Annotated in this window: 27 protein-coding genes; 10 read left to right on the forward strand and 17 right to left on the reverse strand. The window is 30.9% G+C overall.

Features of this window, described 5'->3' with window-relative positions:
• The first annotated feature begins 253 nt into the window (after positions 1-253).
• Entirely contained in the window at positions 254-730 is a 477-nt protein-coding gene (locus tag Q0K54_RS13520) for a glutathione peroxidase (RefSeq protein ID WP_294582019.1), read from the forward strand.
• 28 nt (positions 731-758) lie between these two features.
• On the opposite strand, the gene Q0K54_RS13525 is transcribed toward Q0K54_RS13520, so the two are convergent.
• Positions 759-1,520: a 4Fe-4S binding protein gene (locus Q0K54_RS13525; RefSeq protein WP_294582020.1), complete on the reverse strand. Its 762-nt coding sequence runs from the start codon at positions 1,518-1,520 to the stop codon at positions 759-761.
• Between the two features lie 86 nt (positions 1,521-1,606).
• On the reverse strand, positions 1,607-3,259 hold the full coding sequence (locus tag Q0K54_RS13530; protein ID WP_294582021.1) for a Na/Pi cotransporter family protein: 1,653 nt from the start codon (positions 3,257-3,259) through the stop codon (positions 1,607-1,609).
• Positions 3,260-3,525: 266 nt separating this feature from the next.
• Here Q0K54_RS13530 and queD point away from each other — a divergent pair, with 266 nt between their 5' ends.
• The 5 genes from queD to queF are packed head-to-tail and all read left to right on the forward strand — an operon-like array spanning position 3,526 to position 6,350.
• Positions 3,526-3,951, forward strand: coding sequence for a 6-carboxytetrahydropterin synthase QueD (gene queD, locus Q0K54_RS13535; protein ID WP_294582022.1), 426 nt, complete (start codon positions 3,526-3,528; stop codon positions 3,949-3,951).
• Entirely contained in the window at positions 3,944-4,606 is a 663-nt protein-coding gene (gene queE / locus Q0K54_RS13540) for a putative 7-carboxy-7-deazaguanine synthase QueE (protein WP_294582023.1), read from the forward strand. The genes queD and queE overlap by 8 nt, the downstream gene beginning before the upstream one ends.
• Before the next feature lies 1 nt (position 4,607).
• Entirely contained in the window at positions 4,608-5,174 is a 567-nt protein-coding gene (gene folE, locus Q0K54_RS13545) for a GTP cyclohydrolase I FolE (RefSeq protein WP_294582025.1), read from the forward strand.
• A gap of 11 nt (positions 5,175-5,185) precedes the next feature.
• On the forward strand, positions 5,186-5,881 hold the full coding sequence (gene queC / locus Q0K54_RS13550) for a 7-cyano-7-deazaguanine synthase QueC (RefSeq protein WP_294582027.1): 696 nt from the start codon (positions 5,186-5,188) through the stop codon (positions 5,879-5,881).
• The gene (queF, locus tag Q0K54_RS13555; protein ID WP_294582028.1) at positions 5,874-6,350 is read left to right on the forward strand and encodes a preQ(1) synthase; all 477 of its coding nucleotides are present in this window, start codon (positions 5,874-5,876) and stop codon (positions 6,348-6,350) included. Before queC ends, queF begins: the two co-directional genes overlap by 8 nt.
• Positions 6,351-6,525: 175 nt before the next feature.
• On the opposite strand, the gene tig is transcribed toward queF, so the two are convergent.
• The 5 genes from tig to Q0K54_RS13580 all read right to left on the reverse strand — a co-directional run bounded on the left by tig (position 6,526) and on the right by Q0K54_RS13580 (position 9,235).
• Positions 6,526-7,482, reverse strand: a complete 957-nt coding sequence (gene tig, locus Q0K54_RS13560; RefSeq protein WP_294582029.1) for a trigger factor — start codon at positions 7,480-7,482, stop codon at positions 6,526-6,528.
• Positions 7,483-7,693: 211 nt separating this feature from the next.
• Positions 7,694-7,837, reverse strand: coding sequence for a hypothetical protein (locus Q0K54_RS13565; RefSeq protein ID WP_294582030.1), 144 nt, complete (start codon positions 7,835-7,837; stop codon positions 7,694-7,696).
• Between the two features lie 181 nt (positions 7,838-8,018).
• Positions 8,019-8,201, reverse strand: coding sequence for a hypothetical protein (locus Q0K54_RS13570; RefSeq protein ID WP_294582031.1), 183 nt, complete (start codon positions 8,199-8,201; stop codon positions 8,019-8,021).
• A 21-nt stretch (positions 8,202-8,222) separates the two neighbouring features.
• Entirely contained in the window at positions 8,223-8,384 is a 162-nt protein-coding gene (locus Q0K54_RS13575) for a helix-turn-helix domain-containing protein (protein ID WP_294582034.1), read from the reverse strand.
• A 224-nt stretch (positions 8,385-8,608) separates the two neighbouring features.
• A complete protein-coding gene (locus Q0K54_RS13580; RefSeq protein ID WP_294582036.1) occupies positions 8,609-9,235 on the reverse strand; it encodes a DUF1847 domain-containing protein in 627 nt (208 codons plus the stop codon).
• 166 nt (positions 9,236-9,401) lie between these two features.
• Here Q0K54_RS13580 and Q0K54_RS13585 point away from each other — a divergent pair, with 166 nt between their 5' ends.
• Entirely contained in the window at positions 9,402-10,022 is a 621-nt protein-coding gene (locus Q0K54_RS13585) for a hypothetical protein (protein WP_294582038.1), read from the forward strand.
• A 44-nt stretch (positions 10,023-10,066) separates the two neighbouring features.
• Here the strand turns inward: Q0K54_RS13585 and Q0K54_RS13590 are convergent, their stop codons facing one another.
• From Q0K54_RS13590 to Q0K54_RS13625, 8 genes are all read right to left on the reverse strand, one after another.
• Positions 10,067-10,708 (reverse strand): HAD family hydrolase, encoded by a 642-nt coding sequence (locus Q0K54_RS13590; protein ID WP_294582041.1) that lies wholly within the window; start codon positions 10,706-10,708, stop codon positions 10,067-10,069.
• Positions 10,709-10,717: 9 nt separating this feature from the next.
• A complete protein-coding gene (locus Q0K54_RS13595; protein ID WP_294582043.1) occupies positions 10,718-11,290 on the reverse strand; it encodes an SOS response-associated peptidase in 573 nt (190 codons plus the stop codon).
• On the reverse strand, positions 11,283-12,056 hold the full coding sequence (locus tag Q0K54_RS13600) for an arginase family protein (protein ID WP_294582045.1): 774 nt from the start codon (positions 12,054-12,056) through the stop codon (positions 11,283-11,285). Before Q0K54_RS13600 ends, Q0K54_RS13595 begins: the two co-directional genes overlap by 8 nt.
• Before the next feature lie 17 nt (positions 12,057-12,073).
• Positions 12,074-12,625, reverse strand: a complete 552-nt coding sequence (locus Q0K54_RS13605) for a DNA-3-methyladenine glycosylase I (RefSeq protein ID WP_294582048.1) — start codon at positions 12,623-12,625, stop codon at positions 12,074-12,076.
• A 53-nt stretch (positions 12,626-12,678) separates the two neighbouring features.
• Positions 12,679-13,059, reverse strand: a complete 381-nt coding sequence (locus Q0K54_RS13610) for a hypothetical protein (protein WP_294582049.1) — start codon at positions 13,057-13,059, stop codon at positions 12,679-12,681.
• Positions 13,053-14,021, reverse strand: a complete 969-nt coding sequence (locus Q0K54_RS13615) for a M50 family metallopeptidase (protein WP_294582050.1) — start codon at positions 14,019-14,021, stop codon at positions 13,053-13,055. Before Q0K54_RS13615 ends, Q0K54_RS13610 begins: the two co-directional genes overlap by 7 nt.
• An 86-nt stretch (positions 14,022-14,107) precedes the next feature.
• Positions 14,108-15,238, reverse strand: coding sequence for an aminotransferase class V-fold PLP-dependent enzyme (locus Q0K54_RS13620; protein ID WP_294582065.1), 1,131 nt, complete (start codon positions 15,236-15,238; stop codon positions 14,108-14,110).
• A 9-nt stretch (positions 15,239-15,247) separates the two neighbouring features.
• Positions 15,248-15,574, reverse strand: coding sequence for a hypothetical protein (locus Q0K54_RS13625; RefSeq protein ID WP_294582051.1), 327 nt, complete (start codon positions 15,572-15,574; stop codon positions 15,248-15,250).
• A gap of 128 nt (positions 15,575-15,702) precedes the next feature.
• Here Q0K54_RS13625 and Q0K54_RS13630 point away from each other — a divergent pair, with 128 nt between their 5' ends.
• Together Q0K54_RS13630 and Q0K54_RS13635 are read left to right on the forward strand one after the other, a co-directional pair.
• Complete coding sequence (locus Q0K54_RS13630) at positions 15,703-16,620, forward strand: LysR family transcriptional regulator (RefSeq protein ID WP_294582053.1); 918 nt, start codon at positions 15,703-15,705, stop codon at positions 16,618-16,620.
• A 134-nt stretch (positions 16,621-16,754) separates the two neighbouring features.
• Positions 16,755-17,105, forward strand: coding sequence for a hypothetical protein (locus tag Q0K54_RS13635; RefSeq protein ID WP_294582055.1), 351 nt, complete (start codon positions 16,755-16,757; stop codon positions 17,103-17,105).
• 10 nt (positions 17,106-17,115) lie between these two features.
• Here the strand turns inward: Q0K54_RS13635 and Q0K54_RS13640 are convergent, their stop codons facing one another.
• Together Q0K54_RS13640 and Q0K54_RS13645 are read right to left on the reverse strand one after the other, a co-directional pair.
• On the reverse strand, positions 17,116-18,126 hold the full coding sequence (locus Q0K54_RS13640) for an aldo/keto reductase (protein ID WP_294582058.1): 1,011 nt from the start codon (positions 18,124-18,126) through the stop codon (positions 17,116-17,118).
• A 64-nt stretch (positions 18,127-18,190) separates the two neighbouring features.
• Positions 18,191-18,763: a histidine phosphatase family protein gene (locus Q0K54_RS13645; protein ID WP_294582060.1), complete on the reverse strand. Its 573-nt coding sequence runs from the start codon at positions 18,761-18,763 to the stop codon at positions 18,191-18,193.
• 258 nt (positions 18,764-19,021) lie between these two features.
• Between Q0K54_RS13645 and pckA the strand changes: the two genes are divergently transcribed.
• The gene (pckA, locus tag Q0K54_RS13650) at positions 19,022-20,605 is read left to right on the forward strand and encodes a phosphoenolpyruvate carboxykinase (ATP) (protein WP_294582063.1); all 1,584 of its coding nucleotides are present in this window, start codon (positions 19,022-19,024) and stop codon (positions 20,603-20,605) included.
• Positions 20,606-20,743 lie beyond the last annotated feature (138 nt).

The raw sequence follows: 20,743 nt of genomic DNA on the forward strand, positions 1-20,743 counted from the left end.
ATATATTCCTCCAATGGATCATCCTTGGAGAAATAGCAATTTTCTTGGTTTCTTATCAAAACAGAAGCATCGTTCTAACGGTGCTAATGTTTAACTTTTTTTAGGACATTTTCAATTTCGCTTGACACCCTTTATTTTAAAAAAACGACATTTTTTTATCGATTGCTTTTATAAATAAAAAAGCATATTATTTGTACTCATTTTTAAAACTTTGTATAATTACCAATATGTAATATAAAGTAGGAGATGCACTATGAATCTATATGATATAAATGTATTAGATAATAATAATCAGCTTGTTTCACTAAACGATTATAAAGATCAAGTCTTATTGATTGTCAATACGGCAACTGAATGTGAGTTTACCGAACAATATGATGAATTAGAAGACCTTTTTGAACAGTACCATGACCAAGGTTTCTGGGTCCTTGACTTTCCTTGCAATCAATTTGGTAAACAGGCACCAGGAACTATGGAAGAAATCATTTCTTTTTGTGCCGACACTTATGGCGTCAGCTTTCCACAGTTTGCCAAAATTGAAGTTAACGGTCCTGATGAATCATCACTGTATACTTATTTGAAACAACACCAAGATCAATCTTTATCAAATCGCATAGATTGGAACTTTACAAAATTTCTAGTTGATCGTCATGGAAATGTGGCTGCACGTTTTGAACCACTAGTTAAACCAAGTGAAATCGCAGCTGAAATTGAAAAAATACTTAAATAATGGAAAGTACGGAATCTTCCGTACTTTTTTATACGAAATATTCATTTTCTTTTCTTTGTGATAATTTTTTAGAAAATTCATCGGCAAATGCCTGATAATTAGGTTCATCCATATTTTTGGCCTGATTAGGACAAATCCGAATACAACGAAAACATGACAGACAATTATCGGCTATCGTACAACAATCATCTTTATCAATTGCTTGTACAGGACATTTTTTTACACATAAACCACAATGATTGCATTTATCATTAGTTAACGGTCTAAATTTACCTGCGTTACCACCAGGTCGATATGGATAGTGACCTGGAACTGAGACAAATGTTAAATCATCTTTATTCATTTTTAAACGAACTAAACTGCCAAATAGTCCATCTTGATATTCATCTTGATGATCAGGTCGTCCAACCTGAATCTCTCCATAAGTGTGCTGCCCCACTAATGCCGCAGCGGCAATAGGAATAAATCCTTGTTTGTTAACTAGATTAAACAATTCCAATAAAGAATCATCAAAATCACGATTACCATAAGTTACTGTGATAACACATGGAGTATGATCGCCAGCAAACTTTTTTAAACGCCAAATCGCTTCTTTAGGAATCCGACCACCATAAACCGGTACTCCAAATACAACAAGATCCTGACGACTAAAAGCTCGAGATTCAATTGGCAAATTAGTAATATCAATTTCCTCTAAAGTCCCCTCTATTCCTCGAGCGATACTAACAGCTGATTTTTGTGAAGTTCCCGTCGGTGAAAAATACACTGCATACGTCTTATCAATTTTCATTCTAATCGCCTCCAAGACTATATTATAAAGACAATAGATGAACTCATGATTAATTTTTAAAAAAACTAGTTGAAATTTCAACTAGTTTAAGCCATCATTGTTAATTCTTCTTTAATCACGTCGAATGCGGCAGCAATATTTAAGCCATGATCGCCGATTCGTTCAAAGTCTATTAAGGTTTCGGTAAACAATGCACTATTTTCAGGGGTACATTTTTTATCACGTAAACGTTTTAACTGTTTTAAAGAAAAATCTTTAGTAATTGCATCGATTTGATCTTCGATTACATCAACTTTACCGACGATATCATGAAGCTGTTGTCGCGTTAAAACACTTAATTCAGCTAAAATATGTCTAGTCATATCACTCATGATACTAATTTCTTCCATCGCTTCAGGTGAGAAATGTTCATTATTTTCATGTAATGATTTGGCTCTAGCAGCAATATTAATTGCATGATCACCAATCCGTTCTAGATCACCTGATGTTTTTAAGAACAATCCAATTGATTGCGATTCTTCTACTGGGAATTCCGAAGAAATCGCTGTGGTCGTATATTGAATAATTTCTTTATTTAAATAATCAATATATTCTTCATATTTTAATACTTTTTCATATTTTTCTTCATCATAATTGACCATCAGCTCAAACGAGCGTTGGACATTTTCTTGAACATTAGCCAACATATTTTGGGTTTCATTGAATAATTGTTGATTAACGATTGCACTACGACCAATGTTATAATCATTAGTAAAAACTGATGAATCTAAATATTTTACGGTCATCTTGTCTTCCATACCTTCTTTTTCAGGTAATACTAAATATGTAAGTTTTACTAATTGATTACCAAATGGCAATAAGATAATTGTTGTAACAACATTGAAGATTGTATGAACATTAGCAATCTGGGCTGGAATATTAGTAGGTGTAAGTGATTGCATGAAACTTGCAAATGGCGTTACCATACTAATAATAACAAAAATTATTGTTCCAATAATATTAAATGACAAGTGAATGATCGTGGTTCTTTTGGCATTTCTAGAAGTTCCGATACTTGCCAAAACCGCAGTAATACAAGTACCGATATTTTGACCAAATAAAACATAGATTCCGGTATCCAAAGTAACGACACCACTTTTTGCCAAAGCCTGTAAAATTCCAACTGAAGCTGAAGAACTTTGAATAATTGCCGTAAAACCAGCCCCAACTAGAATACCAACCAATGGATTTTTAAACGTGGAAACAATATTAATAAATGTTGGTGAATCACGTAATGGTTCCATTGCCGTAGACATCATTTCCATACCCATGAATAAAATACCTAGTCCCGCAATGATAGTTCCAATCGCATCTAATCTTTTACTTTTGAAAAAAGCGATGAATACAACTCCGACAAAAGCAATAATTGGCGCTAAAGCAGTGATATCGATTGCAATTAATTGACCAGTAATCGTCGTACCAATATTAGCTCCCATGATAATCCAAACTGCTCGTTCCAGTGACATCAATCCGGCATTTACAAACCCAACTACCATAACAGTGGTTGCAGATGAAGATTGAATGACAGCTGTAATTAAAGCACCAACGGCAACACCAATAAAACGGTTCGCTGTTAATCTTTCGAGGATAGATTTCATTTTATTGCCTGCTGCTAATTCTAGACCGTTAGACATCATTGTCATCCCATAAAGGAATAACGCTAATCCGCCTAACAAACTAAATATATCAGTAAGTTTCATCTTATTTTCCCCCTTTTTACCGTACAAAGTTACTTTAACATAAAATTAACGCAAACAAAACATTATCTTTACATTTATTGATAATTTTTTTGTTCACATACCTTTAAGAAAACTTGACATTTTATTTTTTTACTATAAGATTAACTTAGACAGTTCGTTTGTACCATCCTGTCTATAAATAAAACTAGGGCATACTTTTTATATTGTCGTAAAAGTAGGCTTGATCATGCCTACTTTTTTTTATTGATGGTATGGAAAGGAGAAATATGTATTATTTAAAAACCGAACAAAGTTTTGATAGTGCTCATTTTTTATCAGGCTACCAAGGAAAATGTGCCAACATTCATGGTCACCGCTGGAAAGTAGTAGTTTCTATTAAAAGTGAGCAATTATTAGATGATTGTCAAAATCGTGGGATGATCATCGATTTTAGTGATTTAAAACACGACTTAAAACAAATAACTGATAATCTCGATCATTCTTTAATTATTGAAACCAATAGTTTATCAGATAAGTTATTTGAGGCTTTAACAGAAGAAAATTTCCGGATTATCAGCTTACCATTTCGGCCGACTGCAGAAAATCTAGCTAAATACATTTATGATTTACTAAATGAAAAATATCAAGTGGCTCAAATTGATGTTTATGAAACTCCTAACAATTGTGCCAGCTATCGAGGTCAAGATGAATAAATATCCGATAGTTGAAAAATTTGTTAGTATTAATGGTGAAGGCAGCCGCGCTGGCCAGTTAGCTGTTTTCATTCGTTTTCATGGCTGTAATTTAAATTGCAGCTATTGTGATACAAAGTATGCCAATAGTAATGATGCTAATTATCAATTAATTAGCGAAGAAGAATTAATTTCTTATCTAAATAACCAAGGGATCAAAAACATTACACTTACTGGTGGCGAACCACTGCTGCAAAAAAATATCGATACTTTAATTCAAAAATTACTTGCATTAGATTACAGCGTAGAAATTGAAACAAATGGCAGTGTTGCTATCAAACCATTTATTAGTCTCCATCGGCCTATTTTTACTTTAGACTATAAACTTCCAGCTAGTCAAATGGAAGCTTTTATGCTACTGGATAATTATCAATATCTAACATCAAATGATGTTGTTAAATTTGTCATTAGTGATGAATTTGATTTAGTTAAAGCTAAAGAAATTATTTTTAAACATCATTTATTAGACAAAGCCAAAATATATTTTAGTCCCGTCTTTAATCAAATTGACCCAAAAACAATTGTTGCTTTTATGATCGATCATCAATTAAATGGTATCAATTTACAGCTACAATTACATAAATATATTTGGGATGTCAATCAACGAGGTGTCTAAAATGATTGATACTAAAAAAGTCGAAGAATGCATTTATCAACTTTTATTAGCATTAGGAGAAAATCCAGAACGTGAAGGATTAAAAGAAACGCCTAAACGAGTTGCTAAAATGTATAATGAAGTTTTTGCCGGGATTAATTATACTAATCAAGAAATTGCCCAAATGTTTGATAAAACATTTACAGATGATCTAGACTTTAAAAACCAGGAAATTGTCGTGGTTAAAGATATTGATATTTTTAGTTATTGTGAACATCATTTAGCATTAATGTACGATATGACCGTTACCGTTGCTTACATTCCTAACGGTAAAGTAATTGGATTAAGTAAAATTGCCCGAATTGCCGATATGGCTGCCAGACGTTTGCAACTGCAAGAAAGAATCGGAACCGATATTGCTGAAATCATTCATTTGATAACTGATGCCAATGACATTGCCGTTATTATCAATGGAAAACATAGCTGTATGAGTGCCCGGGGTATCAAAAAAGTAAATACCGTTACAACTACCAGTACCCTTACCGGTCGTTTTAAAAGTGATCCCAGCTTACAATTATATTTAAAATAGGAGATAAATTTATGAAAACATTAGTCTTATTTAGCGGTGGTGTCGATTCTACAACTGCTTTAGCTTTGGCAATCGATCAATTCGGTCATGAAAATGTAATTGCCTTATCTATCAGTTATGGTCAAAAGCATGTTAAAGAAATCGAAGCTGCTAATAAAATTGCCGATTATTATCAAGTTGAACATCTATATTTAGATTTAGCTAAAATCTTTAGCTATAGTGATTGTTCGTTACTATCACATTCTAATCAGGAAATTATTCATGAATCATATGCCAAGCAATTAACAAAAACTGATGGAAAACCAGTAAGCACTTATGTTCCTTTTAGAAATGGTTTATTTTTAGCCAGTGCTGCCAGCATCGCATTATCTAAAGACTGTAATTTAATTTATTATGGTGCTCATAGTGATGATGCAGCTGGAAATGCTTATCCTGATTGCAGTGAAGCATTCAATAATGCAATGAATCAGGCTATTTATGAAGGCAGCGGCCATCAGCTTGAAATAAAAGCTCCATTTGTCAAGATGAGCAAAGCTGAAGTCGTTAAGATTGGATTAGACTTGAAAGTTCCCTATCAATTGACCTGGTCATGTTATGAAGGAAATGAAAAACCATGTGGTACTTGTGCTACCTGTATTGACCGCCAAAATGCTTTTTTAAAAAATGGAGTTATTGACCCATTATTACAAGGAGAAGACAATGAGTAAAGAATTAACTTTATTAGGAAATAAAAATACTAAATATGATTTTGATTATACCCCTGACATTTTGGAAACGTTTGACAACAAACATCCCGAAAATGATTATTTTGTCAAATTTAATTGTCCTGAATTTACTAGTCTTTGTCCCATTACTGGTCAGCCAGACTTTGCAACCATTTATATTAGCTATGTTCCTAATATAAAGATGGTCGAAAGTAAATCATTAAAATTATATTTATTTAGTTTTCGTAATCATGGAGATTTTCATGAAGACTGTATTAATATTATCATGAAAGACTTAATTGCTTTAATGGACCCTAAATATATTGAAGTCTGGGGCAAGTTTACCCCACGTGGTGGTATTTCCATCGATCCTTATTGCAACTATGGTAAAAAAGGAACCAAATGGCAGGAGATTGCTTTTAATCGTTTAGCAAACCATGATTTATATCCAGAGAAAATTGATAATCGTTAAAAAATTATTTTCACTGAGTTTATAACAAAAATATCAAGTCACTTAATTGTATTAGATTGAGCAACTTGATTTTATTATGATCAATAACTAAAAATCCCACTTATATAAAAACCTGGCTATTAATATGCCAAACATTTATTTTAGTGGGATAAAAATTATTTTTTCTAATTTTTAATTATTCTTCAATAACATTAGCTCCATCCATAATTAGATGACTAGCTTGAATTCTAGTTAAATCACGTTTTAAATCTTCTAATTTAACACGATTCATAACATCTTCAACTGAAGTGTTGTTAGCTTCAGCAATTTTAGCGATTTGTTCTTTAGCTTCTTCATCAGAAATAACTAAGTTTTCAACTTTAACAATTTCATCAATAATAGCTTCAAATGATGCTTGTTGTTTAGCACTTGGCAACATTTGTTCCTTTAAGGTATCCATTGTCATGTTCATCATTTGCAAATATTGTTCTAATTGCATTCCTTGTTGCATTAATTCCATCGAAATATGTTGTAATTGCTGTTGCATTGCTTTATCAATATCAGCTTGTTCCACTTCAACTTCACTTTCAGCCATCAATTTACCTAAAACAGCATTTTCTTTAGTGGCCATATATTGTTGTTCATATTGATTTTGAATTGAACTTTTAATTATATTTTTTAAATCTGCTACTGTTTTAATCGCTGGTGCATTTAATGAAGCAATAAACTCATCAGTTAATTCAGCTTGTTTTCTTTGTTCAATTTTATGAACCGTAACTTTAAATACCACATCAGCCCCGGCTAAATCAGCAACCCCATAATTTTCAGGGAATGTTAAGTTTAAATCACGGGTTTCTCCTTTAGTCATCCCGATCATTTGATCTTCAAAACCAGGAATAAATTGACCTGAACCAATAGTTAATTGATGATTATTAGCTTTTCCACCTTCAAAAGCTACCCCATCTTTAAACCCTTCAAAATCAATAGTTGTAATGTCACCATTAGCTACTTCGCCTTCTTTTTCTACTAGTGGACTATTTTGATTTAAAAAGTTTTGAACTTCACGTTCAATCTCAGCTTCTGTTACTACTAACATTTTAGGAACTTTAGCTTCAATTCCTTTATATGTTCCTAATTTTAGAACTTTACTCATTTTAACCCTCCTGTATAAATAACAGGGAAATTCTATCATAAAACCTCTAATAACTTAACTCTTTTTTACAAATATTTTACGATTAAATCCTTAAATTTAGGATTATTTACCAGAAAATCACCTTTAAGATCATTAATCAAAGAATTAATAAACATTTTTTTAGCTGTTTAATCTCATTTTCACTCATCTCTTTACTTTTGACCAATCGATATTATATCGACTGATTAACCAACCATGGATGATCCATCGCTTCTAACATCAAATCTAATAGCTTTAAACATTGCTTAAAATCTTGTTTAATATAATAATAATTAAAATCAGCTAAATAATAATCGAAATCTAATAAATCAAACAATTTACAAAATTCCCGATATTTATGACAATTTTTTTGCTTCTGTAAATTTCTTGCCTTTAACAGCAATTTCTATTAAAACGAATAATTCATTTTCGACTTTTTTTAACTAGTCCTAATAATTTTTCTTCACTGATCAATCTAGCTTCATGATAATTTTTTTGTTTGACTCCTAATTTTATTGTTAATCCTTTTTTTCAATATAATTTTTCCCAGGTAATTCCTCAATTAACTCATAAGCTTTAATAAACTGATTTTCATCCATGTATCGATTGTTCATGATGGAATTAACCTGATCACAATATTGCGGATCAGCTTTTGCCCGATAGTAAAATTTATTAATTTTATCTCGATATTTTCTTATCAACTCATTATCATTTTTAAACCATCAAGTAAAACAGCGACATTGTATATTAATGAATAACAAGTAGGATACTGCTTTTTCCCATCGATTTACCGCTGGAGCAGTGACATTTAAGGCTGATACTAATTGTTCCTGAGTCATCTTTTTTGTCAATCTTTTTTCTTTGATTACTTTATTTATTTCCATCATTTCCACCTCTAATCTAATTATAAAAAGGTTCCATGATTTAACAATTAATCATTATTTAAGTATTAACCATTTTTATTAAACAATGATTAAAAAAATTAATTAAACTGTACTATTCAAATATTATCTAAAGCCATTTAAAAACAAAATACTATTTATTAAAATAGTCAGAACAATCTAAAAAAGTCTAATTAAAAGAGCTTTCCTTTAATTAGACTTTCAACTTATTTTTTCAATTTACCATAGTATGAATGAGCCGTATACAACGCTGCCACTGGATTATGACCTAGTACTCGATCTTTAACGATAGCAGTGGTTACTGGAGCTGATGAATATTTATAAAATAAACTATCATGTCCAACACATAAACCAACAACAACATTTAAATCGGTTTTTTCTTTATTTAGTAATTTGGCCTGAAGAATTGGATTGCACATATTTTGACCAACGCCATTACATTTTTCTGGAATTCCAATCGATGTTTTCTTTTGGGTTCCCGTTTTACAAGCCACCCCATAAACTTCAAAACCATGACTTCTAAAAATAGAAGCTAATATACGACTTTCTTGTAATAAGCCAACACAGCTGGCAATTCCTAATTTTTTAGCCCCAATTTTATCAGCAAATGCCATGATTTCTTCAATTCTAGTATATTGACAATAATGCTCAAATTCCACTTCAGCACCAGCTACAGCTATTTTATGATTTTCTACCTCTTGATAACATTCCATTGCTTCTTGAAGAATCGCTTCATCCATATGTGTCGTTAAACAAAACTTGGGATAAGTTTTATCCATTTTATCACAGTTTTTTACCACACAATCAATACATGATAATTTATTTTGTTCCATAATATCCCCCTTAATTATTACCATCTTTGGAATTAAAATTATTAATATATAAACTATACCATAATTAATTGTTATAAACCATTTTTCCAAGTTCTATCTAAGTTATAAAATTAAATACTTGACATAATTTAAAAGTGCTATAATAAATAAAAATGGAGATGTCAAAATGAAAAATCCATGGGAAGAAATTGAACTTAGTGACTATGAAAATCATATGCAATTAGATTCAGTAATGCAGCTCCAGGCGCTTAATAAAATGATGCAATATCAACTAAATACTTACCCAGTTAAAACTATCATGATTTTAGGAATTGCTGGTGGTAATGGATTAGAATACGTTGATACTAAACTGATTAAAAAAGTTTACGGGGTCGATATCAATAAAGACTATTTAACTGCTGTTAAACAACGTTATGGGGATTTGGATGGTTGCCTGGAATGTTTGTGTTTAGACTTGCTGGAAGATTATCAACACTTACCATCAAGTGAATTATTAATTGCTGATTTATTGATTGAATATATTGGTTATCCATGTTTTAAACAAATAATAAAACAAGTTTCTCCTACATATGTTTCATGTATCATACAAATTAATATGGCGGAAAATTGGGTTTCAAATTCCCCATATTCATCTACTTTTGACCAGCTAGATTCAATTCATCATCAAATTGATGCTACTACATTAACTAAAATGATGCAAGAACTAAAATTTGCGGTAATTAAAACGCTAGAATATCCTCTACCTAATAAAAAGAAACTAGTTCAATTAGATTTTAAACGCATTTAAAAAGCAGCTATAATTTTAAAATAGCTGCTTTTAATAACTAATTTTTACTTTAATAAATCGGTCAATTCCTCTATTGAGGAAACCAGATAATCAGCCTGATACGTTTCTAATTCTTCTTTAGTGCCATAACCATATAAAACCCCAACACAAGGGATATCATTTTCATGACTGCCAATAATATCATGTTTACGATCACCAACCATAATTACATCTTTTTTATCAATTTGATTGGTCATTAAAACATATTCAATTACATCAGCTTTCTTTTCACGACTATTAAACTCACTGCCACCAACAAACTCAAAATATTTAGCTAATCCAAAGTGATTAATTATCTTTCTGGCAAACACTTCGGGTTTTGAAGTAGCCACATATAATTTTTTACCACTTTGAAGTAAAGTTTCTAAACAAGTTTCGATTCCTGGATAAACTTTATTATCAAAAATACCATCTGTTCTAAAATATTCTCGATACTTTTCTACTGCTTCATCGGCTTTTTGAGGATCAAAACCATAGAATTCTTGAAAAGAATCTCTAAGTGGTGGTCCAATAAATGGCAATAAGTCGTTTAAATTGGCAACCTCAATTCCATAATAATTTAAAGCATAACGAACTGATTTTGTTATTCCCATCATTGGGTCTGTCAATGTTCCATCTAAATCAAATAAAATATGTTTTTTATCCATTGTTCTCTCCTAAAATAAACTAGTTTGTAAATTACCTGAAGTAATTAAAAGTGCTTCTGGTTGTTTTTTTAATAATAATTCAATTTGTTGATTATTTAACCAATCTTTAGCCTGCTGCCAATTAAAAATCAAGGGCATTCGCTGGTGTATATTATTAATACTATCATTAGCCTTAGTGGTAATAATAGTTACTTCTTTTTGTTGCTGGAATTGACGGTAAATTCCTGCCATCAAAAGTGGTTTTCGCCTAGGATGTTCAAAACTAAATTTTTGTTTATGTTCATCCCATTCATAAAAGCCCGATGCTGGAATAATACAGCGATGATTTTTTAAATCATCTTTGAATAAAGTTTTTTGACTTAAAGTTTCTTGTCTAGCATTGATTACCAATTTATTATTACTTAGCTGATAACCCCATTTAAATAAATTCCCTGTTAACTGGTGATTTTTTAATTCAATGATTGGAATTTGATTACTGGGATAATAAGTAATTGTTTTATTTAATTCTAATTCAAACGGATAATCAATCTGCTCTTCAAGTTCTAATAACATCTTCAATTCTAAATAATATTGACTACACATTGTTTATTAATTCACCTTTTAAAAATTCCAATATTTGATAATTTAATTCATCATTACTTTTTATATCACTCAACTTAGCGACTTCTTTGCTGCATTCACCACAAACATCAATTCCTAAAACATGTCCCTGCTTAATTAAATCAGCTAAAAATAACTTTAATTCCAATAAATACATTTCACCTTGTTGCCAGTCAGTTACAACCTGATTACTTGATAATACATCTTTATCAATTGATATATAGATTGGATATTGTTCTAATAAAATAGAAACATCATACCAATTTTTTAAATCACCTAAATCTAAATTCGTAAAATAAATAATTTTATCTTGATACTTTTGATCAATTAATGCCACCTGTTCCTTGGCAATTCCAATTAAAACTACTTTTTGTAAATAATGATTATGCTCTAAAGCATTTAAGATCCAAGACCCACAACTCAAAATATCACCAAATAATGGTTTAAGCATGTCACTATGGTGATCAAAAACCACCAAAACAAACTCTTCATTTAGTTTTTCCAGCCAAAATTCACTAACATAATGAAAATTACCAGAATCAATAAAATGCAGACCATTAACACCGCTATTTTTGATTCGTTCTTTGATTTTTGCCTTAGCTTCATCGCTACAATATCCGTGAGTACCTTCAATATCCTGACAGTCAATCCATTCGATATTTTCATGACAATAAAATTTTTCCAGCTGGTAAATACCGGTAAAATCCATCACAGTCAATTTTTTGTCATTACGAGTTTTTAGACCCATTAAATCATCTCCATTTTTTATTTTTGATAACAAAAACAATCAATTTCATGGTCATTTACAACCCCTACAGCTTGTAAATATGAATAAATCGTTATCGAACCGACAAAACTCATTTCCCGTTTTTTTAAATCATTCGAAATATCATCCGATAATTTTGATGTGGTTCTAATTTGATCATCAGTATTTTTAATAATTTGATAATTAGTAAAGCCCCAAAGATATTTAGAAAAACTACCAAATTCATTTTGAATTTCAATAAATATCCGGGCGTTTTTGATTGCTGCTGTTATTTTACGTTTACTACGAATTATTTTTTCATTACTCAATAATTCAGCAACTTTATCTTGGTCATAATTGGCAATTTTATTAACATCAAAATTATCAAATGCTTCTTTAAACGCTTCACGCTTTTTTAAAATCGTAATCCAGGAAAGTCCGGCTTGAAATGTTTCTAACAAAAACATCTCATATAATTTTTGATCATCATACACCGGAACGCCCCATTCAAAATCATGATAATCCTGGTATAACTTTGATTTATTTTCAACCCATTTACATCTTTTTACCATCTTCAGCTCTCCTTGTCTTATTGTAACAAATAATCATCAATATTTAAAATATTTTATCGATACTTAAAGCGAATTGGATATTGATCTTTCCAGATAATTGCCGCTATAATTCCGAAAAATAATTGCTCTAAACAAAATAAAACAAACCAAAAGATAATAAAATACAATACTATCAAGAAAATCATTGGCAGATTTAAAGACATCAATAAATCATCAGGAATTAAACTATAGGCTAATTTAGTATTTAAAATAATGGAACACATAGTGCCAATCGTCGCAACTCCAATGTTTTCATGATGTTTAAAATTTGGAATCTTGGCAACTACTAAATAAATAGAAAATATTGTCAATAATAAAAGTAATTTTGATTCTAATATAATCGTAATAATCGCTAAGATAAATGGGATCATAATCAAATAAAATCTTTTTACCATAAAAGCACCCCTACAATATTTAAAACAAATAAAATTGGTAAACCAGTTTGTAATATTAAAACTACCCAGGATAATGCATACAGACAATAACCAATTAATCCTTTATTTAAAATTGGTTTTCTTACATTTTTGATAAAAATAATTCTTTTAGCATCCCTGACAAAATCTATATCTTCTAAACCTAATAAATGACTAAAAATAGCCATGCCATCTAATCCTCTGATAAACAATAAATTCAAAAAGCCCATAAAAATATTATTAATTGCAATCCAAAAAAAGATTACACCCTGATAGCGTAATATTATCATTAAAATAAAACTAAGCCCAGTGATTAAAAAATTAGCTTCGACACCTGCTGCCATGATTTGAATTTTTGACCACTTTGAACAATTTTCATTATCCATCAAAGTATAGGCCATAGGAATGAAAGAACTAAAACCAATTCCAAATTCAAATACTTTAGCTCCATATGCAATTCCAGCACAAGCATGCGCCAGTTCATGAATCACTATTCCTATTAATAACCCCAAAATATATCCAAATAATGACATATCAATATATAAGTATTCAAAGTAATGATTGAATAAAAAACATCCTAAAATAAATATTGGAAGCCAGCTAATTAATAATAAGCTATTTAACAGTTTCATAAACCGAGCCCCTTTATTCCTCCATTTAGGAATCCAAACTGTATATTCAAGCATTCCTAATGATTTAAATAAAACCCGACTTGTTCTAATTAAATATTCATATGTCAACTCTTCAATCATTTTATCAACCTGGTGTTTAGATAACGATTGATCAATTATATATGGATCGGTCTTACCATCCAACTGTTTTATAAACTCAGCATAACTAGTATCAATGACATAGCTATCTTCATATAAATAATCAAGTAATTTATATTCATGATAATTTAATCTTTGTATCATGACCCAATTTGATAGCATCGGATATTTCATCATCTTCTCCCCTTTTTAACCATAATTTTTTATAATATATCATATCTTTACTAGTAATGCATTATTTATAAAAGAAAAAGGCAACCTTAGTTGCCTGTACATTCATGATAATAATGATTTAATAATTTAACAGTATTGCACATATCTTCATAACTAGTTTTAGGATTAATACAACAGATTCTTAATACTTTCTTACCATTTAACTCTGTTGTAAACACTCCAGCATAACCACTATCAATGATCTTTTTTGAAATCAGCTGGTTCAAATCATCTTTTTGTTTTTCATTATAATCATTAGGATTAAATCTAAAATTAATCATTGCTAATTGAGCTGGTGAAACAATTTCAACATCACTTATTTTTTCTAATTCTCTTTGAGCTAATCTAGCTAAATGAATTCCATGATCAATGGCATCACTAATTGCATCGCTGCCAAAAGTTTGTAATGTGACCCATAGTTTCAAGCCACGAGCTGGTCTAGTTAATTCAATACCTAAATCCCAAGGATTTAGTGCTTCTTCATCACCAGTTTCTAAATCTTTTAAATATTCCGGATGAACATGGAAAGCATTAGCCATATCCCGTTTTTCTTTAACTAAGACCATTCCACATCCATACGTTTGAAATAACCATTTATGTCCATCCCAGCTGATACTATCAGCTAATTCAATTCCTGATAATAAATGTCTATAAGTATTAGATAATAGCACTGAAGCTCCAAAAGCCCCATCGACATGCATCCAGATCTGATATTCTTGACAGATTTTTGCTATTTCTTTAAAAGGATCAATACTTCCGGTATTGGTCGTTCCGGCACTGGCTACAACTACAAAAGGTAATAATCCTTTTTGTTTATCAGCTTTAATCATTTCTTTTAAAGCTACAACATCCATTTGATAATCTTTATTTACTGGAACTTTTCGAATTCTTTGATTAGATATTCCAATTATTCGTAAACCTTTAGCCACGGAACTATGAGTTTGTCCTGAGACATAGGCAACTCCTAAATGCCAAGAATCTTCATCAAGGATTTTATCACGGGCAATCGTTAACGCACTCATATTGGCCATTGATCCACCAGAAACAAAGAGACCACCAGCTTTTTTATCATATCCAGCCTGTTGACATAACCACTCAATCACCTGATTTTCAACATTACAGCCAACTGGAAAATTAGCTAAACTGCCAGCATGACGATTAAAGGCTGCTGTTAAAATATCACCTAGCTATGATAATAATGAAACATTACTAGGAACAAAACCAAAATATCTAGGATGACTAGGATTATGTCCATAATAATAAACATCATTGATCATTTCATCAACAACATCTTTTACCAAACGTCCTTTTTTAGGAATATTGGTATTTTTTATTAAATCAAACCGTTCTTGATCAACTTCATTTACAACTCGTTGATCAGGTAAATTATGACTATATTCAATAAAATCCGAAACAAACTCTTCGATCACCTGTTCAATTTTACTATCATTAATAACCTCATTAATAACAAATTCTGGTAATTTTAAATCTTCAAATTTTTCCTTAATACTCATAAAAAAACCTCCTTACTATTAAAGCAATTCTTCTTGACTCCCCACGATCATTATAGTAACATGCACTTAGATATTAGAAAAATTCATAGTTTTAATATATATATTAAAATAATTAATAGGAGATATAAATGGAATTTAGAAATTTAATGACATTTTTAAAAGTAGCGGAATTAAAAAATATATCCAAAGCAGCCAAAAAGCTGGGATATAGTCAATCAGCCGTAACTATTCAAATTCAACAACTAGAAAAAGAATTAGGAATTCAGTTATTTGAAAGAATTGGAAAAGGAGTAACCTTAACTAGCAAAGGACAAGAATTTATCTTTCATGCCAATGAAATACTACGAGTAACTACAAATGCAATTGAAGCAACTAAAAACAATAATGACAATCCTAATCAATTAACTGGTATTTTGAAAATCGGTAGTGTTGAATCAATATCAACAGCATTGTTACCTGATTTACTGATTCAATTTCATAAACAATATCCTAATGTGGAAATTATTGTTCATACCAGTAAAATAGATGATTTAATCAACCGTATCCATGACAATACGATCGATTTATTTTTAACACTGGAACCTAAGAGTCAATTTTCTAATCTAACACGAACTTTATTAGCAAATACCCCAATTATATTTATTGCCCCTAAAAATAATCAATTTTTAATCAATGATAAAATTCCATTGGAGACAATTAATCAAATTCCGTTTGTTTTAACCGAAAAAGGAGAAAGTTATCGTTATGAATTAGAACGTTTATTATCAAAACAAGATTTGCAGCTACATTCTATTTTAGAAATCAGCAATACTGAAACCATTGTCCATCTCGTAGAAGCTGGGGTTGGTATTTCTTATTTACCCTTATTTTCAGTGCAAAACAGTTTAATTAATCATACTATTATCGAAGCCAAAACTGATTTACCCACTATTACTATGGATATTCAAATGTTTTATCATAAAAATAAATGGATATCTCCTCAAATGGAAGCTTTTATTAAAATAACTAAAGAATATTTTAATACTAATAAACCTGTTGTTAAGTAGCAACAGGTTTAGATATTTAAGGAAATATGCAACAAATCGGTAATTAGTCGATTAATATGGTAAAATATTTAGTTGACTAATTTTGGTTCTTCAGTATAATACAAAGTTAGTTCAATCTAACTTTGAAGGTGCTTATGATCTTTAATCATTTATTAGCATTAATTTGCTTGCTTTTAGTTATATTATGTCTTTTACCACTATTAAAAAATCACTTTACAAACAATAGAATAATTACAAAATTATGTAAACATCATCAATTATATGCTTTTTTACTGGTAGTAATGGCCTTAGTGCATGGAATTATAGCTGGTAATAACCCAGCAATGATCAGTGGTAAAATAGCTTGGGTTGTTTTAATATTAATTATTGTTTTAGCCTATTTAATTAAACAAAATAAACCTAAATGGAAAAAACTGCATTTAATTTTTTCAATTATTTTCGTTATTTTAGTAGTTGTACATATTATTTATGCTATTTTAAGTTAAAAAAAGAGGATTACTTTAGAAAAGTTTTGTAATCCTCATAGTTTTTCTTTAATAACTCTGGTGTATTTAAATTATATGGACATTTACTCTTGCATTGTCCACAATTAATACAAGTTTCAATTTTCTTCATTTCATTTTGCCAATGTTCATTCAACCAGCCAGCACTTGGTGATCTTCTAAGCATTAATGACATTCTAGCGCATTGGTTAATTTCTATTCCCATTGGACAAGGCATACAATAACCACAGCCACGACAGAATTCACCAGCTAACTCTTGACGGTCATGTTCAATAATTTTATTAATTTCTTCCGTCAATTTTGGTGGATTTTCATTATATTCAATAAATTCATCAAGTTCTGATTCTTTTTGTACTCCCCAAATTGGAAGAGTATTATCAAATGTAGCTAAATAAGCATAAGCGGCATCTGAACGAGTAATTAAGCCACCTGAAAGAGCCTTCATACAAATAAATCCGATATCTTTTTCTTTACATAAATTTACTAGTTCCTCTTCTTTATCTGAAGCTAAATAACTAAATGGAAATTGTAAAGTATCATACAACCCAGATTCCACTGCTTCTTTAGCAATATGTAAACGATGATTTGTTAATCCGATATAGCGAATTTTACCTTGTTTTTTGGCTTCTAGCATTGCTTCATATAACATCGAACCATCACCTGGTTTAGGACAAAAATCTGGATTATGGAATTGATAAATGTCGATATAATCTGTTTTCATCATTTTTAAACTTGTTTCCAAATCTTTCCAAAAACCTTCAACAGTTGTTGCCATAGTTTTAGTAGAAATATAGATTTTATCACGAACATCACTTAAAGCTAAACCAATTTTTTCTTCACTATCGCTGTATGCTCTAGCAGTATCAAAAAAATTAATTCCGTTGTCATAAGCTTTTCGCAAGATAATCTTAGCCATATCTTTATCAACCCGTTGAACTGGCAAAGCCCCAAAACCATTACGATTGACTACAATATTGGTTCTCCCTAACCTAACTGTTTTCATCTTATCTTCCTCCTACAAACGATTACACACTTATTATAGCACTAAAAAGCCCAAAAAAGAGTGTTTAATCGAAATTATGATTAATAATTTCCACTAATGAAAATTCATCGTTTTCAAATTCAAACTTTAAAATACAACAATTTCCTAGTCTTTTTTTAGTATCAACTTGACTATTTTTACCCCAATAGCGCATAAATCCCCGACATGCTGCTCCATGTGACATGGCAAGAACTACTTGATGATTTTCTTGGCGCATTATTTCTAATAGAGTATCAGCGACCCGTTGTCGCATTTCTAATTCTCCTTCACCACCATAAGCAACAAAAAAATCACCATAAGGAAGTGGTGGATTCAAATCCTCACTTTCTCCTTCAAAAGTCCCAAAATTCCATTCTTTTAAACCTTTTAAACGTTGATAAGGGATATCAGTAATTAATTCTAACGTATCACATGCACGCTCTGAAGTCGAAGAATAAACATGATCAAAAACAATTTGATTTTGTTTAAAATAGTCGCCAGCTATTTTAGCCTGTCTAATTCCTAATTCCGTTAAAGGGGCATCACACCATCCTTGAATCTTACGTCGAACATTAAACAATGTTTGTCCATGACGCATTAAATATAAAGTTTTTTTCATCCAATCAGCCTCCATCAATTTTAATTCTTTCGAATTGTCGCCTTATTATATCACAAGAGATAAAAAACTAAACAAAATTACATCAACATAATAAATTTCCCTCTTTTTCTATATTTTGCCATCAAAATAAGTTAAAATTAAAAAAAGAGCCATAAACTCAATATAATTTAACTGGTATGTTCAAATTGAACATACCAGTTAAACATAAAAATAATCAGAAAGGAGCAGCGAGGTTTTAATATTAAACCTGTAAAAATTATGGAAACATATGGAATTGAAAAATACGGACTAAGTACTACGGGAACAATCTACCGAAATATTCCAGCAGGCTCATTAGTCGAAAAAGCTTTATTAAAAAAAGAAGGACGACTCAGCCGGGCGGGCTGTTTGTGTATTGAAACTGGCGAAAGAACCGGTCGCTCACCAAATGATAAATATACTGTTGATCACCCATCAATTCATGACAAAATCGCCTGGGGTAAAGTAAATCAACCAATTTCACCAGAAAAATCCGATCAAGTGTATCAACAAATCCTCAATTATTTATCAGATAAAGATTTATATATTTTTGATGGTTATGCCGGTGCTAATCCTAAATACTCATATGCTTTTAGAATTATCAATGAAAAAGCCAGCCAAAATCTATTTATTTCAAATTTATTAATTAAACCTACCCCTAGGGAACTACAACACTTTCAGGAAGACTATTTGATTTTAGTGGCTCCTGGATGCAAGATTGATAAGAAAATCGGCTTAAACAGCGATGCTGCTGTAATAATAGATTATGCCAAACAAATTATCTTAATTGCCGGTACAGGTTATTCCGGTGAGATTAAAAAAAGTATCTTCTGTGTTATGAATTATGTCTTACCACAACGCAATGTTTTTACAATGCATTGTTCCGCTAATATGGGTAATGACGGCGATATTGCCTTATTCTTTGGCTTATCAGGGACTGGAAAAACCACTCTTTCAGCTGATCCTAATCGAAAATTAATTGGGGATGATGAACATGGCTGGTCACATACTTCAGTTTTTAATTTTGAAGGTGGCTGTTATGCTAAATGTATTAACCTATCAAAAGAAAATGAACCGGAAATCTGGGATGCTATTAGATTTGGTGCTGTAGCTGAAAATGTAATTTTATTTGAAGATACTAGAATTATTGATTTTAACGATGATTCGATTACTGAAAATACTCGTGTAGGCTATCCACTTAGCTTTATTGCCAATATTGAACCTGGAGGAGTCGGACCAATTCCTAAAACTATCTTTTTTCTAGCAGCAGATGCTTTTGGTGTATTGCCACCAATTTCCAAATTAGATCGAAACGCGGCCACTTATCACTTTGTTTCTGGATATACTAGTAAATTAGCAGGAACTGAAGATGGGGTAACAGAACCAGAAGCTACTTTTTCAACATGCTTTGGCGAACCATTTTTACCGTTAAATCCATTACTTTATGCCCAACAATTTCAACGTCGTGTCAAAAAAGCCGGAGCCAATGTCTTTTTAATTAATACTGGCTGGGTTGGTGGTTCATATGGAATTGGAAAACGAATTCCGATTAAATTTACTAGAGCGATGATCAATGCGGCAATTGATGGTGAATTAGATTTTGTCAGTTATGAAACCGATCCTTATTTTAACTTGAATATTCCAAAATTCTGTCCTGGAGTTCCTCAAGAATTATTAAATCCAAAATCAACCTGGATTGACAAAGAAGCCTATGATACAACTGCTTTACGATTAGTTAAAATGTTTCGTAATAACTTTAAGCAATACACTAACTTTCCTGAAGCTGTTATAAATGCCGGACCAGGTGGTACTTACAAAAAATGAGAGAAGATTTTTCTTCTCCAATGTCGTCAATTTAAGAAGATAAAAGGATATGTTTAGCTAATTAAGTATCTGATCATATCCTTTTCGTGTTTGAAAACGCTAAAAAAGCGTATAAATATCCCTTGATTTTTGATGATT

Source organism: uncultured Thomasclavelia sp. (genome assembly GCF_944324745.1).
Classification (GTDB): Bacteria; Bacillota_I; Bacilli_A; order Erysipelotrichales; family Coprobacillaceae; genus Thomasclavelia.

Coding starts and splice junctions, on each gene's coding strand:
- Q0K54_RS13520 (WP_294582019.1), top strand. CDS start 254: ATGAATCTATATGATATAAATGTATTAGATAATAATAATCAGCTTGTT.
- Q0K54_RS13525 (WP_294582020.1), bottom strand. CDS start 1,520: ATGAAAATTGATAAGACGTATGCAGTGTATTTTTCACCGACGGGAACT.
- Q0K54_RS13530 (WP_294582021.1), bottom strand. CDS start 3,259: ATGAAACTTACTGATATATTTAGTTTGTTAGGCGGATTAGCGTTATTC.
- queD (WP_294582022.1), top strand. CDS start 3,526: ATGTATTATTTAAAAACCGAACAAAGTTTTGATAGTGCTCATTTTTTA.
- queE (WP_294582023.1), top strand. CDS start 3,944: ATGAATAAATATCCGATAGTTGAAAAATTTGTTAGTATTAATGGTGAA.
- folE (WP_294582025.1), top strand. CDS start 4,608: ATGATTGATACTAAAAAAGTCGAAGAATGCATTTATCAACTTTTATTA.
- queC (WP_294582027.1), top strand. CDS start 5,186: ATGAAAACATTAGTCTTATTTAGCGGTGGTGTCGATTCTACAACTGCT.
- queF (WP_294582028.1), top strand. CDS start 5,874: ATGAGTAAAGAATTAACTTTATTAGGAAATAAAAATACTAAATATGAT.
- tig (WP_294582029.1), bottom strand. CDS start 7,482: ATGAGTAAAGTTCTAAAATTAGGAACATATAAAGGAATTGAAGCTAAA.
- Q0K54_RS13575 (WP_294582034.1), bottom strand. CDS start 8,384: ATGGAAATAAATAAAGTAATCAAAGAAAAAAGATTGACAAAAAAGATG.
- Q0K54_RS13580 (WP_294582036.1), bottom strand. CDS start 9,235: ATGGAACAAAATAAATTATCATGTATTGATTGTGTGGTAAAAAACTGT.
- Q0K54_RS13585 (WP_294582038.1), top strand. CDS start 9,402: ATGAAAAATCCATGGGAAGAAATTGAACTTAGTGACTATGAAAATCAT.
- Q0K54_RS13590 (WP_294582041.1), bottom strand. CDS start 10,708: ATGGATAAAAAACATATTTTATTTGATTTAGATGGAACATTGACAGAC.
- Q0K54_RS13595 (WP_294582043.1), bottom strand. CDS start 11,290: ATGTGTAGTCAATATTATTTAGAATTGAAGATGTTATTAGAACTTGAA.
- Q0K54_RS13600 (WP_294582045.1), bottom strand. CDS start 12,056: ATGGGTCTAAAAACTCGTAATGACAAAAAATTGACTGTGATGGATTTT.
- Q0K54_RS13605 (WP_294582048.1), bottom strand. CDS start 12,625: ATGGTAAAAAGATGTAAATGGGTTGAAAATAAATCAAAGTTATACCAG.
- Q0K54_RS13610 (WP_294582049.1), bottom strand. CDS start 13,059: ATGGTAAAAAGATTTTATTTGATTATGATCCCATTTATCTTAGCGATT.
- Q0K54_RS13615 (WP_294582050.1), bottom strand. CDS start 14,021: ATGAAATATCCGATGCTATCAAATTGGGTCATGATACAAAGATTAAAT.
- Q0K54_RS13625 (WP_294582051.1), bottom strand. CDS start 15,574: ATGAGTATTAAGGAAAAATTTGAAGATTTAAAATTACCAGAATTTGTT.
- Q0K54_RS13630 (WP_294582053.1), top strand. CDS start 15,703: ATGGAATTTAGAAATTTAATGACATTTTTAAAAGTAGCGGAATTAAAA.
- Q0K54_RS13635 (WP_294582055.1), top strand. CDS start 16,755: ATGATCTTTAATCATTTATTAGCATTAATTTGCTTGCTTTTAGTTATA.
- Q0K54_RS13640 (WP_294582058.1), bottom strand. CDS start 18,126: ATGAAAACAGTTAGGTTAGGGAGAACCAATATTGTAGTCAATCGTAAT.
- Q0K54_RS13645 (WP_294582060.1), bottom strand. CDS start 18,763: ATGAAAAAAACTTTATATTTAATGCGTCATGGACAAACATTGTTTAAT.
- pckA (WP_294582063.1), top strand. CDS start 19,022: ATGGAAACATATGGAATTGAAAAATACGGACTAAGTACTACGGGAACA.